This is a genomic window from Novosphingobium sp. 9U (assembly GCF_902506425.1).
Lineage (GTDB): Bacteria > Pseudomonadota > Alphaproteobacteria > Sphingomonadales > Sphingomonadaceae > Novosphingobium.
The window spans coordinates 1,096,714-1,110,193 of the sequence record NZ_LR732469.1 but is presented as its reverse complement, the minus strand read 5'-3'; the positions used below and the strand labels follow the sequence as shown (position 1 = coordinate 1,110,193).

Annotated in this window: 11 protein-coding genes and 1 other RNA gene; 4 read left to right on the top strand and 8 right to left on the bottom strand. The window is 66.7% G+C overall.

Annotated features, from left to right (window positions below; genetic code table 11):
• Positions 1-2 precede the first annotated feature (2 nt).
• From odhB to GV044_RS05050, 3 genes are all read left to right on the top strand, one after another.
• Positions 3-1,250 (top strand): 2-oxoglutarate dehydrogenase complex dihydrolipoyllysine-residue succinyltransferase, encoded by a 1,248-nt coding sequence (gene odhB, locus GV044_RS05060; protein WP_159866275.1) that lies wholly within the window; start codon positions 3-5, stop codon positions 1,248-1,250.
• A gap of 58 nt (positions 1,251-1,308) precedes the next feature.
• Positions 1,309-2,706 carry a dihydrolipoyl dehydrogenase gene (lpdA, locus tag GV044_RS05055; RefSeq protein WP_159866272.1) on the top strand — a complete coding sequence of 466 codons (1,398 nt, stop codon included), beginning with the start codon at positions 1,309-1,311 and terminating at the stop codon, positions 2,704-2,706.
• A 150-nt stretch (positions 2,707-2,856) separates the two neighbouring features.
• A complete protein-coding gene (locus GV044_RS05050; RefSeq protein ID WP_159866269.1) occupies positions 2,857-3,495 on the top strand; it encodes a hypothetical protein in 639 nt (212 codons plus the stop codon).
• A gap of 84 nt (positions 3,496-3,579) precedes the next feature.
• Here the strand turns inward: GV044_RS05050 and GV044_RS05045 are convergent, their stop codons facing one another.
• From GV044_RS05045 to hrpB, 8 genes are all read right to left on the bottom strand, one after another.
• Positions 3,580-4,605: an aspartate-semialdehyde dehydrogenase gene (locus GV044_RS05045; protein ID WP_159866266.1), complete on the bottom strand. Its 1,026-nt coding sequence runs from the start codon at positions 4,603-4,605 to the stop codon at positions 3,580-3,582.
• Between the two features lie 150 nt (positions 4,606-4,755).
• Positions 4,756-7,164 (bottom strand): endopeptidase La, encoded by a 2,409-nt coding sequence (lon, locus tag GV044_RS05040; RefSeq protein WP_159866263.1) that lies wholly within the window; start codon positions 7,162-7,164, stop codon positions 4,756-4,758.
• 130 nt (positions 7,165-7,294) lie between these two features.
• Positions 7,295-7,852, bottom strand: a complete 558-nt coding sequence (locus tag GV044_RS05035) for an MAPEG family protein (protein WP_159866260.1) — start codon at positions 7,850-7,852, stop codon at positions 7,295-7,297.
• A gap of 14 nt (positions 7,853-7,866) precedes the next feature.
• Positions 7,867-8,202, bottom strand: coding sequence for a YbaB/EbfC family nucleoid-associated protein (locus GV044_RS05030; protein ID WP_159866257.1), 336 nt, complete (start codon positions 8,200-8,202; stop codon positions 7,867-7,869).
• Position 8,203: 1 nt separating this feature from the next.
• Complete coding sequence (locus GV044_RS05025; protein ID WP_159866254.1) at positions 8,204-10,027, bottom strand: DNA polymerase III subunit gamma/tau; 1,824 nt, start codon at positions 10,025-10,027, stop codon at positions 8,204-8,206.
• Positions 10,028-10,063: 36 nt separating this feature from the next.
• An RNA gene (gene ffs / locus GV044_RS05020) (signal recognition particle sRNA small type) lies at positions 10,064-10,158 on the bottom strand.
• Between the two features lie 54 nt (positions 10,159-10,212).
• Entirely contained in the window at positions 10,213-10,491 is a 279-nt protein-coding gene (locus GV044_RS05015; protein WP_159866251.1) for an ETC complex I subunit, read from the bottom strand.
• Between the two features lie 32 nt (positions 10,492-10,523).
• Positions 10,524-12,989 carry an ATP-dependent helicase HrpB gene (gene hrpB, locus GV044_RS05010; RefSeq protein WP_159866248.1) on the bottom strand — a complete coding sequence of 822 codons (2,466 nt, stop codon included), beginning with the start codon at positions 12,987-12,989 and terminating at the stop codon, positions 10,524-10,526.
• Positions 12,990-13,145: 156 nt separating this feature from the next.
• Here hrpB and GV044_RS05005 point away from each other — a divergent pair, with 156 nt between their 5' ends.
• Complete coding sequence (locus GV044_RS05005) at positions 13,146-13,352, top strand: hypothetical protein (protein WP_159866245.1); 207 nt, start codon at positions 13,146-13,148, stop codon at positions 13,350-13,352.
• The last annotated feature ends 128 nt before the right edge of the window (positions 13,353-13,480 follow it).

The following is a 13,480-nucleotide window of genomic DNA, read 5'->3' as shown; positions in this document are numbered from 1 at the left end:
CGATGTCCAGCGAAGTCAAAGTTCCCACACTCGGCGAGTCCGTTTCGGAAGCCACAATCGGCCAGTGGCTCAAGCAGCCCGGCGAAGCGGTGTCCGCCGATGAGCCCATTGCCAGCCTCGAGACCGACAAGGTCGCGATCGATGTCATGGCGCCGCAAGCCGGTGTTATGGGCCAGCACATCGCCAAGGAAGGCGACACGGTGGTCGTCGGCGCATTGATCACGACGATAGAGGACGGCACCGGCGCGGCTGCGGCGCCCAAGGCGGCCGTTCCTGCGCCGGCCCCGAGCGCTGCCCCGGCCGCGACGTCCGCGGCCGCGGTTCCGGCTCCCGCTGCGGCGGATGACATCAGCGGCGGTTCCTCGGTGCTCTCGCCGGCGGTGCGCCGCGCGGTGCTGGAGCATGGCATCGACCCGAGCAAGGTGAAGGGCACCGGCAAGGACGGCCGCATCACCAAGGACGACGTGCTCGCCGCGGCCCAGGCCAAGACCGCGCAGGCTCAGCCGGCGGCCACCGCGCCCGCCGCTGCTCCGGCCTCTTCGGGTGGCGAACGCCGCGAAGAGCGCGTCCGCATGACCCGCCTGCGCCAGACGGTCGCCAAGCGCCTCAAGAGCGCGCAGGACACGGCCGCGCTGCTGACCACGTTCAACGACGTCGACATGAGCGCCGTCATCGAGGCGCGCGACAAGTACAAGGACGTGTTCCAGAAGAAGCATGGCATCAAGCTGGGCTTCATGAGCTTCTTCTCGAAGGCTTCGGTGCTGGCGTTGAAGTCGATCCCCAGCGTCAACGCGCAGATCGACGGCGATGAGATCGTCTACTTCGACTACGTCGACATCTCTATTGCGGTCTCGGCGCCGAACGGCCTGGTCGTGCCGGTGGTGCGCGACGTCGACAAGCTGTCTTTCGCCGGCATCGAGCAGGCAATCGCCGACTACGGCAAGCGCGCCAAGGACGGCACGCTGACCATGGAAGACATGAAGGGCGGCACCTTCACCATCTCCAACGGCGGCGTCTTCGGCGGTCTGATGTCGACCCCGATCATCAACCCGCCGCAGTCAGCGGTGCTGGGCCTCCACCGCATCGAGGACCGCCCGGTCGTCCGCAATGGCGAGATCGTGATCCGCCCGATGATGTACATCGCGCTCAGCTACGATCACCGCCTGATCGACGGCCGCGAGGCGGTGACCGCGCTCAAGACCATCAAGGAAGCGATCGAGGATCCGACGCGCCTGCTGATCGACCTCTAAGACCTACCCTCCCCATCCCGCAGACCCGGGATCAGGGCACAAGAAGCTGGAGCCAATCATGGCTGAATACGACTACGACGTCCTCGTCATCGGTGCCGGCCCTGGCGGGTACGTCGCTGCGATCCGCGCCGCGCAGCTCGGCTTGAAGACGGCATGCGCCGAGGGCCGTGAGACGCTGGGCGGCACCTGCCTCAACGTCGGCTGCATCCCGTCCAAGGCCATGCTGCATGCGTCGGAGTATTTCGACGCCGCCGCCAATGGCGCGATGGCGAAGATGGGCATCAAGGTCACGCCCGAGCTCGACCTCGACACCATGCACGCGCAGCGCCGCGATGCGGTGAAGGGCCTCACCGGCGGTATCGAGTTCCTGTTCAAGAAGAACAAGATCGACTGGATTAAGGGCTATGCCAGCTTCCAGGATGCGCACACCGTCCAGGTTGGTGACAAGCAGGTCACTGCCAAGAACATCGTGATCGCCACCGGCTCGACCGTCACTCCGCTGCCCGGCATCGTCATCGACAATGACAAGGGCGTCGTGGTCGACAGCACCGGCGCGCTGGAGCTGAAGGCCGTTCCCAAGAAGATGGTCGTCATCGGCGGCGGCGTAATCGGGTTGGAGCTGGGTTCTGTGTGGCGGCGCTTGGGCGCCGAAGTCACCGTCGTCGAATTCCTCGATCAGCTGCTGCCCGGCATGGATGGAGAGGTCCGCAAGGAAGCGGGCAAGATCTTCAAGAAGCAAGGCATGGCGCTCAAGCTCTCGACCAAGGTCACGGGTGTGGCCGTCGCGGGCAACACGGCCAGCGTGACCGTCGAACCGGCTGCGGGCGGTAACGCCGAGACGCTGGAGGCCGATGTCGTGCTCGTCTCGATCGGACGCCGCGCCAACACCGAAGGTCTGGGCCTCGACAAGATCGGGCTGGAGCTGAACGGGCGCGGTCAGATCGAGACCGACCACGACTTCGCCACCAAGGTCGATGGCGTGTGGGCGATCGGCGACGTGATCCCCGGCCCGATGCTGGCGCACAAGGCTGAGGACGAAGGCATCGCCGTCGCCGAGAATATCGCCGGCCTGACCGGCATCGTGAACCACGACGTGATCCCCGGTGTCGTCTACACCGCGCCCGAGTTCGCCGGCGTCGGCTTGACCGAAGAGCAGGCGAAAGAGCGCGGCGCGGTAAAGGTCGGCAAGTTCCCGATGCTGGCCAACTCGCGCGCCAAAACCAACCACGAACCCGACGGCTTCGTGAAGATCATTGCCGATGCCGAGACCGACCGCGTGCTGGGCGTGTGGTGCATCGCCTCGGTCGCCGGCACCATGATCGCGCAGGCTGCACAGGCCATGGAATTCGGCGCCACCAGCGAAGACATCGCCTACACCTGCCATGCGCACCCGACGCACTCGGAGGCGATCAAGGAAGCGGCAATGGCGGTGACCGGCAAGCCGATCCACGTCTGATCGACGCGATGCAGGCAACCTTTCTAGCCGTTCACACACGATGACCTGAGTTGCTTCGGGCGACGAAGCGTTCGCACCGGAGGAACGTAGCGCTCCCGACCCTCGTTTCGTCGCCACTATCGCCGTGGCCACCAACGAGGAGTAACGGACATGAAGAACAAGACAGGTATCGCCACTGCCATCGCCCTGGGCGCACTGTCGCTGACGATGGCCAGCCCCGCTTTCGCCGGCAAGGCCAACGATGCCCGCAAAGCAATCGCGGCCGCGCAAGCCAAGATCGAGACGGCGCATACGCTCGGTGCCGGACGCGCCCTGCCCGCCGAGTCCGCGCAAGCCGACGAGGCGCTGAAGTTGGCGCAGAACGACTTCAAGCACGGCGAGAAGGACAAGGCGATCGAGGAGGCGACGCACGCCGAAGCGCTGGCGAGCACCGCGATCGGATTGATGCAGCAGGACAAGGACGCAGCGCTCGCCGCGGCGCGTGATCAGCAGGCCACCACCGCTGCGGTTGCGCAGGACCAGATCGCGCAGGCCCAACAGCAGGCCGCCGACGCCAACGCCCGTGCCCAGCAGGCCGCGCAGTCCGCCGCCGAGGCGCGCAACGCAGCGCAGCTGGCCGCAGCCACTCCGCCGGCTCAGGTCGAGACCACAGTGACCACCCAGCAGGCGACCAGCGCACCGCGGAAGACCACGCACAAGGTCGTACGCCGTAAGGTGAGCCGCCCGGCCACCTCTTCGACGAGCGGCAAGGTGACCACCACGACGACGGTCAGCACCGGCACCAACTGACGCTGGCGCCTCAAGATAGAAAAGCCCGGAAGGTCAGCGCGACCTCCCGGGCTTTTTCTTTTGCATTCAGACTGCGGTCGCAGATCAACCCTTCTTGAGGTGCCGGCGCCCGAGCAATTCGGCGATCTGCACCGCATTGAGCGCCGCACCCTTGCGCAGGTTGTCGGACACGCACCACAGCACCAGGCCATTGTCGACCGTCGGATCGTCGCGCACGCGGCTGACGTAAGTCGCGCCGTCGCCCACGCACTCGACCGGAGTGACGTAGCCGCCGTCCTCGCGCTTATCGACGAGCATGACACCCGGCGCCTCGCGCAGGATGTCCTGTGCTGCTTCGGCCGACAGCTCGTTCTCGAACTCGATGTTGATCGCTTCGGAGTGGCCGACGAAGACCGGTACGCGCACGCAAGTGGCGACGACCTTGATCTTGGGATCGAGGATCTTCTTGGTCTCGACCACCATCTTCCACTCTTCCTTGGTGAACCCGTCATCCAGGAAGCTGTCGATATGTGGGATCACGTTGAAGGCGATCTGCTTGGTGAATTTCTGCGGTTCCACGGAGTCGCCGACGAAGATGCCGCGACTTTGTGTGAACAGCTCGTCCATGCCCGCCTTGCCGGCGCCGGAGGTCGACTGATAGGTCGAGACGACCACGCGCTTGATCGTCGCGGCATCGTGCAGCGGCTTGAGCGCGACCACCATCTGTGCGGTCGAGCAGTTCGGATTAGCGATGATGTTGCGCGCGGTGTATCCGGCTACTGCATCGGGATTCACCTCCGGCACGACCAGCGGTACGTCCGGGTCCATGCGGTAGAGGGACGAGTTGTCGATCACCACGCAGCCCGCAGCAGCCGCGCGCGGCGCGTGGATCTTGGTCGGCTCCGACCCGGCCGCGAACAGGGCGATGTCCCATCCGGTGAAGTCGAAATGCTCGATGTTCTTGACCTTGAGCATTTTACCGGTCTCGCCGAACTCGATCTCGCTCCCGGTCGAGCGCGAGGAGGCCACCGCCGCGATCTCGTCGCAGGGGAACTCGCGTTCGGCGAGGATGTTGAGCATTTCGCGGCCGACGTTGCCCGTCGCACCGACGACGGCTACCCGGTAACCCATCTCTTGGTCCTTTATAACGATGTCACGCGATCACGCCGCGTGAGCGCGCGCGTTAGCGGCGAGGGGCGATGATGGCAAGCGAACCCGCCTAATTCGCGTTCCGAGAACTCCGTTCGGAGGCAGGTGGTTTGTTCACCTACCTCCGCAGGATCAATGCGCAGTGGCGCTCGGAGCCGGAGTGTGCGGCGGCGCGGCGGCGAGTTCGTCCGCCTCGGTCCACTCGATCGCCTCGATTTTGTCGGTCAGCGCATGCGCGAGCACTTCGTCGACGTGGCTGACCGGGATGATCTCCAGCCCTTCCTTCACGTTGGCAGGGATCTCGGCGAGGTCCTTGCGGTTCTCCTCCGGGATCAGCACCGTCGTGATGCCACCGCGCAAGGCCGCCAGGAGCTTTTCCTTCAAGCCGCCGATCGGCAGCACGCGGCCGCGCAGCGTGACCTCGCCGGTCATCGCCACGTCCTTGCGCACCGGAATGCCGGTGAGCGTCGAGATGATCGAAGTGACCATGCCGATGCCCGCGCTCGGCCCGTCCTTGGGCACCGCGCCCTCGGGCAAGTGGATGTGGATGTCGCGCTTGTTGATCAGCGAGGGCTTCACGCCATAGGCCGGTGAGCGCGCCTTGACGAAGCTGAAGGCGGCCTGGATCGACTCGCTCATCACCTCGCCCAGCTTACCGGTGGCCTTGATCTGGCCCTTGCCGGGCACCGTCACTGCCTCGATCGTCAGCAGCTCGCCGCCGACTTCGGTCCAGGCGAGACCGGTGACCGCGCCGACCTGGTTCTCCTCCTCGCCGACCCCATGGCGGAACTTGCGCACGCCCGAGAACTCGTGGAGGTTTTCCGGCGTGATCGTGACCGTGGTGGCCTTGCCTTCCAGGATCTGGCGCAGCGACTTGCGGGCCAGACGCGCGATCTCGCGCTCCAGCGTGCGGACACCGGCTTCGCGGGTGTAGTAGCGGATCAGGTCGCGCAGAGCGCCCTGCTCCAGCACGAACTCGCCCGCCTTCAGACCGTGCGCCTCAATCTGCTTGGCGACCAGGTGACGCTCGGCGATCTCGACCTTCTCGTCCTCGGTGTAACCCTCCAGACGGATGATCTCCATGCGGTCGAGCAGCGCCTGCGGCAGGTTCAGCGAGTTCGCGGTGCACACGAACATCACGTCCGACAGGTCGTAGTCGAGCTCCAGGTAGTGATCCTGGAACTTGGCGTTCTGTTCGGGGTCGAGCACTTCCAGCAGCGCCGACGCCGGATCGCCGCGGAAATCCTGGCCCAGCTTGTCGATCTCGTCGAGCAGGAACAGCGGGTTCGACCGGCCAGCCTTCTTCAGGTTGGTGATGATCTTGCCCGGCAGCGAGCCGATGTAGGTGCGGCGATGGCCGCGGATCTCGGCCTCGTCGCGTACGCCACCCAGCGACTGGCGGATGAACTCGCGCCCGGTCGCCTTAGCGATCGACTTGCCCAGTGAGGTCTTGCCGACGCCCGGCGGGCCGACGAGGCACAGGATCGGACCCTTGAGCCGGTTGGTGCGCGCTTGCACCGCCAGGTACTCGATGATGCGGTCCTTGACCTTGTCGAGAGCGTAGTGATCCTCATCGAGCACCGCCTGTGCTTCGGAGATGTCGCGCTTCAGCTTGCTCTTCTTGCCCCAGGGCAGGCCCAGCAGCACGTCGAGGTAGTTGCGGATCACCGTCGCCTCGGCGCTCATGGGCTGCATGCCCTTGAGCTTCTTCAGCTCTGTGGTGGCCTTTTCCTTGGCCTCGCGCGAAAGCTTGGTCTTTTCGATCTTCTCGGCAAGCTCGGCGATCTCGTTGCCTTCTTCGCCGTCGCCGCCGCCCAGCTCGGACTGGATCGCCTTGAGCTGTTCGTTGAGGTAATACTCGCGCTGGGTCTTCTCCATCTGGCGCTTCACGCGGCCACGGATCTTGCGCTCGACCTGCAGCACGCCGAGTTCGCCCTCCATGAAGGCGTAGACCATCTCCAGGCGCTTCAAGGGGTCGGGCTCGGCCAGCACGGCCTGCTTGTCGCCCACCTTGGCGGAGAGCTGCGCGGCGACCGTGTCGGACAGCTTGGCCGGATCGTCGATGTCGCCCAGCGTCTCGCCTGCGTCGGTCGAGAGCTTCTTGTTGAGCTTGGCATATTCGCCGAACTGCTCGACCACCTGGCGCATCATCGCGGCAACTTCAGTGCCCGAAGCGCCGACCGGCTCGACCTTGTCGACTTGCGCGACCAGCATCTCGCCCTCGGCGGTCGTTTCGGTGCGCAGGCTTTCAATGCGAGCGCGCTCCTGGCCTTCGACCAGCACACGCACGGTGCCGTCCGGCAGCTTGAGCAGTTGCAGCACGCTGGCGATCACGCCGGTGTCGTAGAGGTCGTCGCGATCCGGATCATCGGTGCCAGGATCGAGCTGCGCGAGCAGGAAGATGTCCTTGCCGCCGGCCATGGCCGCCTCGAGCGCCGCGACCGATTTCTCGCGGCCGACGAACAGCGGCACGACCATGCCGGGGAACACCACGATGTCGCGAAGCGGAAGAAGGGGAAGTAAGTTCACGGGCTTGTCCATATCTGGAGGTACCTTGACGGGACCTTGCCGGCAGGATCCGGCGTTCGTGCAAGATATGGTGTGGTGCGGTACATGACGCAATGCCGCAGTGCGTCATGTTGTGGATGGCACGGCCGTCCATCCGGCTGATCTAGGTGAAGGTCAAAGCGCCGAGGCTTGCTACCAGCGCGAGCACGCTGGGATAGAAGGTAAGCGCGAAACCCAGCGCCCTTCCATGGGCGCCTCGGCTGTACCCGGCCCAGAACAAGAGCCGGCCCAAGCAGAACAAGGCCACCAAGGTCGCGACAATCGTCTGGGACGCATCGAACGTGGCCGTCACCACCAGATGAGCGCCGATTGCAATCACGGTCTGTTCGAGACTGTTCTGCGTGATCGCGCTTGCCATGCGCACCCGGTCTGAGGCATCGGTCGAACCGCTGCCGGCGATATCCTGCTCGGAGAAGAAGCGCTGGCGAGCGACATTGGCAACGGTCGCGACCAACCAGATCACGACAAAGCCATCGGCGCGCAGCGTCCATTGCAGCCGTTCGGCGAAGGGATCGACCGCAGTGCCCTTGCCAGCCCAGACCGCCAGGCCCAGGGCGATCACCGCAATGCCCAGCGCTGCGCCCATGCCGATAGCGACGCCGCGCTGCTCTCGCCTGAACGACGACGTGGTCGCCGCCGGCTCCAAGCCTTCGCCCGGCATCGCCTATGGCGTGATCAAAACGGCAGGTTGAAGCCCGGCGGCAAGCCCATGCCCTGCTGCGCCTTCGCCATTTCCTCGCCCGCGACGCTGTCCGCCTTCACGCGGGCGTCGTTGTAAGCGGCGGCGATCAGGTCTTCGAGGATCGGCTTCTCGCTCGCCTGCATCAGGCTGTCGTCGATGGCCACGCCGATCACGCGACCCTTGGCGGAGCAGCGGATCTTGACCAGACCGCCACCCGACAAGCCCTCGACCTCGATGCCGTCGAGCTTGCCTTGCGTTTCGGTCATTTGCTTTTGGATGGTCTCGGCGGCGGCTTGCGCGGCCTTGATCATCTCTTCCATAGATTTCATTTCAACGTCTCCAATTGCGGAAGCCGCCGCCGCTTGCGGCCTGGCGGTCATCCGGTTCGATCAGTTCGGCTTCGGGGAAGGCGGCCAGCGCCGCCGCGACGATCGGCGCGCGGCGCCTCGCCTCTCCGGCAGCGGCCTTGTGCGCGTCCTTCTGCTCCTCCAGCGTCGGGGCGCCGCCCTCGGCGCAGCGCTCGACCTGCCATGGCGCACCCGTCGCTTTCGCCAGCGCGCTCTTGAGCATCCCGGCGATGTCCTCATTGAAGCCGGGGGGCTGCGCGAAGCGGAGTATACCGTGGCCAAGCTCGACCACGCGGACCTGCAGGCGCATCGTCGTCGCCATGCCAAGGCCGATCTCGCGTTCGACGAGTTCGACTAGCGGCTCCCAGGCCATCGCCGGCTGCAGGGATGCGGGCGCGGCGCCGCTCTCTCCGGACGGCGCGGCCAAAGCCGGACGACTGGCGATCTCCTCCAGCTTGCGCGCCAGCATGCCCGGATCGGGCAAGTCGGCCGCGTGCATGACGCGGAGCAGCGCCATCTGGGCGGCGATCAGCGGGTCGGGCGCGGACTTGACCTCTTCGTGGCCCTTGAGCAGCAGCTGCCACAGGCGATGAAGCTGCCCGGCGGCCAGCGCCTTCGCCCAGGCCTCGATCGCTTCGCGTTCCTCCGCCGATGGCGCATCGGCGGCATTGCCGCTGACTTGCGCCACGGTGATGCGGTGCACGAGGTTCATCACGCCGCGCACCAGCGCGATCGGTTCCACTCCGAGCGCGAACTGCTGCGCCACGCGCTCGAGCAATCCCGGCCCGTCACCCTGCAGCACGGCATCGAGCAGGCTGCGTTGTGCGCTCTTGTCGGCGAGGCCCAGCATGTCGCGCACGCGCGCGGCCTGGACCAGGCCTTCACCATCAAGATCGGCGTGTGCGATCGCCTGGTCGAGAATCGACAGGCCGTCGCGAACAGAGCCTTCAGCAGCGGCCGCGACCATCGCCAGCGCCTCGTCCTCGGCGCTGACGCCTTCGCTGCGGCAAACATGTGCGAAATGTTCGGCCAGCAGCGGTGAAGGGATCCGACGCAAGTCGAAGCGCTGGCAGCGCGACAGGACGGTAACCGGCAGCTTGTCCACCTCGGTCGTAGCGAAGAGGAACTTCACGTGCGCGGGCGGTTCCTCAAGTGTCTTAAGCAAGGCATTGAATGCATTGCGCGACAGCATGTGGACTTCGTCGATGATGTAGATCTTGTAGCGCGCCGAGACGGCAGCGTAGCGCACCGCCTCGATGATCTCTCGCACGTCGTCGACGCCGGTGTGGCTGGCGGCGTCCATCTCGATCACATCGATATGCCGCCCTTCGGCGATGGCAGTGCACAGCTCGCACTGGCCGCACGGGTCGATCGTGGGACCGCCCTTTCCGTCCGTACCGATGCAATTGAGCGCCTTGGCGATCAGCCGCGCGGTGGAAGTCTTGCCGACCCCGCGCACGCCGGTCATCAGGAAGGCGTGGGCAAGCCGGTCGCGCTTGATCGCGTTGGCGAGGGTGCGGACCATGGCCTCTTGCCCGATCAACTCGGCAAAGGTCTGCGGCCGGTATTTGCGCGCGAGCACGCGGTAGGGCTGAGCAGGTGCCGAAGTTGCAGGCGGCGTTGGATCTACCGAAGTGGGGCTTTCGGCCACCCGAGAAGGCGCAGCGGCTGGTGCCGGGCCACCAAACAACGAGGACTGTCCAGCTGCCTCCAACTCGGCTGCACTAGGGCCAGCGTCACCGTCCGGCTGTCCCGAGCCCGTGTCCCAGGGAGGCGTGTCGCCGAACATGTCGCGGGATTCGTCCATCGCTGGAAGGTAGGGCCTGGAGGCCGACTTGTCAGGGGAAAAGGAGCCGAGCGACCCGTCGCAATCCGTTGTGGCTGCTTCCTTCCGGACCTGACCAAGTTGGCGAACGCAAACGTCCACCCGACTCCCGGCGGCGCATATGGCGGCTCAGCCGGCGCTTGTCCAGAGCGCCAAGCCGAAAGACCTCAGCGGAAGTTATCCGCATATGCTTGAAGCTTCAGGCGGCGCGGCGGGGTTGCGTGCACGATCACCTCGATGCCGTAGCGCTCTGCATAGGCGAGCGCGTCTTCCTTGGTCGGGAAGCGAAGCGTGACCTGCTGCTGGGTGTCGCCAGAGCCGGCCCAGCCCATCAAGGGATCGGGCTTCTTCGCCTCGGCGGGCGCGAACTCGAGGACCCACTGGTCGATCAAGGCCTTGCCGGACTGCATGGCGTTCTTCGGGCGCTGGTAGATGCTTGCACTCATGCATCCGCTTTGCCCCGGAATCGCTGATCAAATCAAGAGCGCTTGGATGCCTCGAACGCGTTGCGCGTCTTCAGGCTGGGGTCTTCGCGCCAGGGTTCGTCGGGCCACCGGTGGCGGGGGTAGCGGCCCTTCATGTCCCGCTGGACGTCGCGCCACGAGCCGCGCCAGAAGCCGGGCAGGTCTCGCGTCGTCTGCAAGGGACGCCCGGCAGGTGAGGTCAGCTTGAGCAGCAAAGGTTGCGGGGGGCTGCCGAAATTGGGGTGGCGATCGAGCCCGAACAGCGCCTGCACCCGCACCTCGACCGACGGACCGCCGTCATCCTCGTAATCGATCGCGTGATGCGCGCCTGCCGGGCTGACGAACTCGGGCGGGGCGAGCCGCTCGAGGCGCTGCTGGTCCTCCCACGTGAGCCGATCGCGCAAGGCCTGGTGCAAGGCGCCGGCGTCCACGGCGTCGAGCCGCCGGGCCAGCAAGGGGCCGAGCCACTCCGGAAGGTCACGAAGCAGGGCCTCTGTCGATAGCGCCTCGATCCCGGCGTAGCGCGCACGGTCGAGCAAGGCCCGCGCGCCCTTGCCCAGCGGCACCAGCGACAGGCCGCCTTCGCGCACGCGGTCGAGCAGGAAATCGCGGATGGCTGCGGGATCGGGTGCAGGATCGGGCCCGGTGGCCAGCGTGATGGCGCCGATCCGCCGCTCGAGCCGCGCCTCTACCCGGCCCTCCTCGTCGATCCAGCGCAGGACGGAGCGCCGCTCGATGCGGTCGGCCAGCCAGGCTTCGATGTCGGCGGTCGTCAGCGGCAAGCCGGCCAGGATCCGCGCGCCTTTGGCCTGCCCCTGCGCATCGCCGATCACCAGCCACTCGCTCGTCGCGAGTGGGGAAACAGGGTCGAGGATGTAGCCCCGCCCGCCCGCGGAAAGCCAGTTCTCCCCAGCGGCATCGCGCCGTCGTGCCAGCATATCGGGATAGCCGAGCGCCAACAGGATCGCAGGCGACACCTCGCCCTGGCGGGCGGTGGGCTGCACGAGCGCGCGCGCACGACGAGCCCAGCCTGCCGCCAATTTCCGCGAGGCATCGGCGCGCGCATGTCGCTCGCCGTTCCAGCGGGAGAGGCGTTGAGCCAGGTCGTCGCTACGACCACCCAGGCCCTTCTCCTGTAGCAGCAGCGCGAGGCGCGCGGCGGTGTCCGCCTCGCCCAGCGCCGCACCGCGCAGCACCATGGCCGCTTGCGAGGGATCCATCGGCAGGCTGGCGACCGCACGCCCGAAGGCGGTGATCTGCCAGCCGGCGCCACCGGTACGCCGCTCCAGCGCGCCAAGCGCCTCCAGCTTCGCTCGGGCCGCGGTGATCGAGGGCTGCGGTGGCGGATCGAGCCAGGCGAGCGCCGCCGGATCCTCGCTGCCCCATTGCGCGAGCGAGAGCGTGAGCGGGGCCAGGTCGGAAGTCTGGATCTCTGGCGGATCGAACTCCGGCCGGCCCGGATGCGCCGCTTCCTCCCACAGGCGGTACGCGACGCCCGAACCCTGGCGGGCTGCGCGACCGGCACGCTGGGCAGCGGCGGCCCGGCTGGCGCGATGGGTGACGAGACGGGTCACGCCGGCCGCGCGGTCGAATTCGGCACGCCGGGACAGGCCCGCGTCGACCACCACGCTCACGCCGTCCAGGGTCAGGGATGTCTCGGCGATTGCGGTCGCCAGCACGATCCGCCGCCGACCTTCCGGATCGCGGCGGATTGCAGCGCGTTGCGCGGCAGGTTCGCATTGCCCGTGGAGCGGCAGGACCAAGGCCGACGGCAGCTTCTCGCCAAGCTGCGTCTGCACCCGCCCGATCTCGCCGACGCCGGGCAGGAAGGCGAGGATATCGCCTCGCTCCTCGCGCCAGGCGGCGAGGATCGCTGAGGTCACGGCGTCGTCGATGCGCTTCTCGGGCGCGGACCCCAGCCAGCGGATCGCAAGCGGGTGCGCCCTGCCCTCGCTTTCCACCACAGGAGCGCCGCCGAGCAGACTGGCAAACCGCGCGCCGTCGATCGTTGCCGACATGACGCAGAGCCGCAAGTCGGGCCGCAGCACCTCGCGACACTCGATGGCGAGCGCAAGGCCGAGATCTGAGTCGAGATGGCGTTCGTGCGCTTCGTCGAACAGCACTGCCGAAGTGCCGGCGAGCTCCGGATCGTCGAGGATCGTCGCCACGAAGATCGCCTCGGTCATCACGAGCACGCGCGTGCGCGCCGATCGTTTGCTGTCGAGGCGGGTGAGGTAGCCGATGGTCTCGCCCGCCTTCTCTCCCAAAGCCTCCGCCATGCGCTCTGCCGCGGCGCGCGCGGCGACCCGGCGCGGCGAGAGCAGGATGACCTGCCCGGCACACCAGGGCTGCGCGAGCAACGCAGGTGCAACCGCGGTCGTCTTGCCCGCACCCGGCGGGGCCACCAGCACGGCCGCGCCGGGCTCGGCCAGGGCGGCGAGGAGATCGGGCAGCACGGCATGGATCGGCAGGTCGCTCACGCGACAGCCTCTAGTACAGGCATGCGCTCGCGGCCAAGGCCCGCGCCGAGCCGGACGGACATGCGTGATCTTTCATCGATTTGCGCGTGCCGGCCTGCAACCAATCGCGCCCGCCACGGTTCACGCTCCCGGACGACACCTTCACGGAGAGCAGGCATGGCCATCAAGGAACTGGCGACATTCAACATCGTCCGCAAGGGCGAGGATTACCGCATCACCATCGAGGATGCGAACGGCGACACCGCCGAATACACCGCCGATTACGACGCGCTGGATCTCATCTCGGAAGCCATTGACGAGGCCCTCGACAGCGACGAGGAAGAGGCGCTGGAAGTCGACGAAGAGGAAGAAGAAGAGGACTGAGCCGGAGCTGATCCGGGTTCGGAATTCAGGAGGGAGCGGTGTGTTGCCGCTCCCTTTTTTCTTGGGCGCTGTTCGAGGGGTTGGCTGGCGGGCTTCGACAGGCTCAGCCCTGGCGGTGTTGAAGGCAG

Excerpts from the sequence above, each read along its gene's own strand:
- odhB (WP_159866275.1), top strand. The coding sequence starts at position 3 with ATGTCCAGCGAAGTCAAAGTTCCCACACTCGGCGAGTCCGTTTCGGAA.
- lpdA (WP_159866272.1), top strand. The coding sequence starts at position 1,309 with ATGGCTGAATACGACTACGACGTCCTCGTCATCGGTGCCGGCCCTGGC.
- GV044_RS05050 (WP_159866269.1), top strand. The coding sequence starts at position 2,857 with ATGAAGAACAAGACAGGTATCGCCACTGCCATCGCCCTGGGCGCACTG.
- GV044_RS05045 (WP_159866266.1), bottom strand. The coding sequence starts at position 4,605 with ATGGGTTACCGGGTAGCCGTCGTCGGTGCGACGGGCAACGTCGGCCGC.
- lon (WP_159866263.1), bottom strand. The coding sequence starts at position 7,164 with ATGGACAAGCCCGTGAACTTACTTCCCCTTCTTCCGCTTCGCGACATC.
- GV044_RS05035 (WP_159866260.1), bottom strand. The coding sequence starts at position 7,852 with ATGCCGGGCGAAGGCTTGGAGCCGGCGGCGACCACGTCGTCGTTCAGG.
- GV044_RS05030 (WP_159866257.1), bottom strand. The coding sequence starts at position 8,202 with ATGAAATCTATGGAAGAGATGATCAAGGCCGCGCAAGCCGCCGCCGAG.
- GV044_RS05025 (WP_159866254.1), bottom strand. The coding sequence starts at position 10,027 with ATGGACGAATCCCGCGACATGTTCGGCGACACGCCTCCCTGGGACACG.
- GV044_RS05015 (WP_159866251.1), bottom strand. The coding sequence starts at position 10,491 with ATGAGTGCAAGCATCTACCAGCGCCCGAAGAACGCCATGCAGTCCGGC.
- GV044_RS05005 (WP_159866245.1), top strand. The coding sequence starts at position 13,146 with ATGGCCATCAAGGAACTGGCGACATTCAACATCGTCCGCAAGGGCGAG.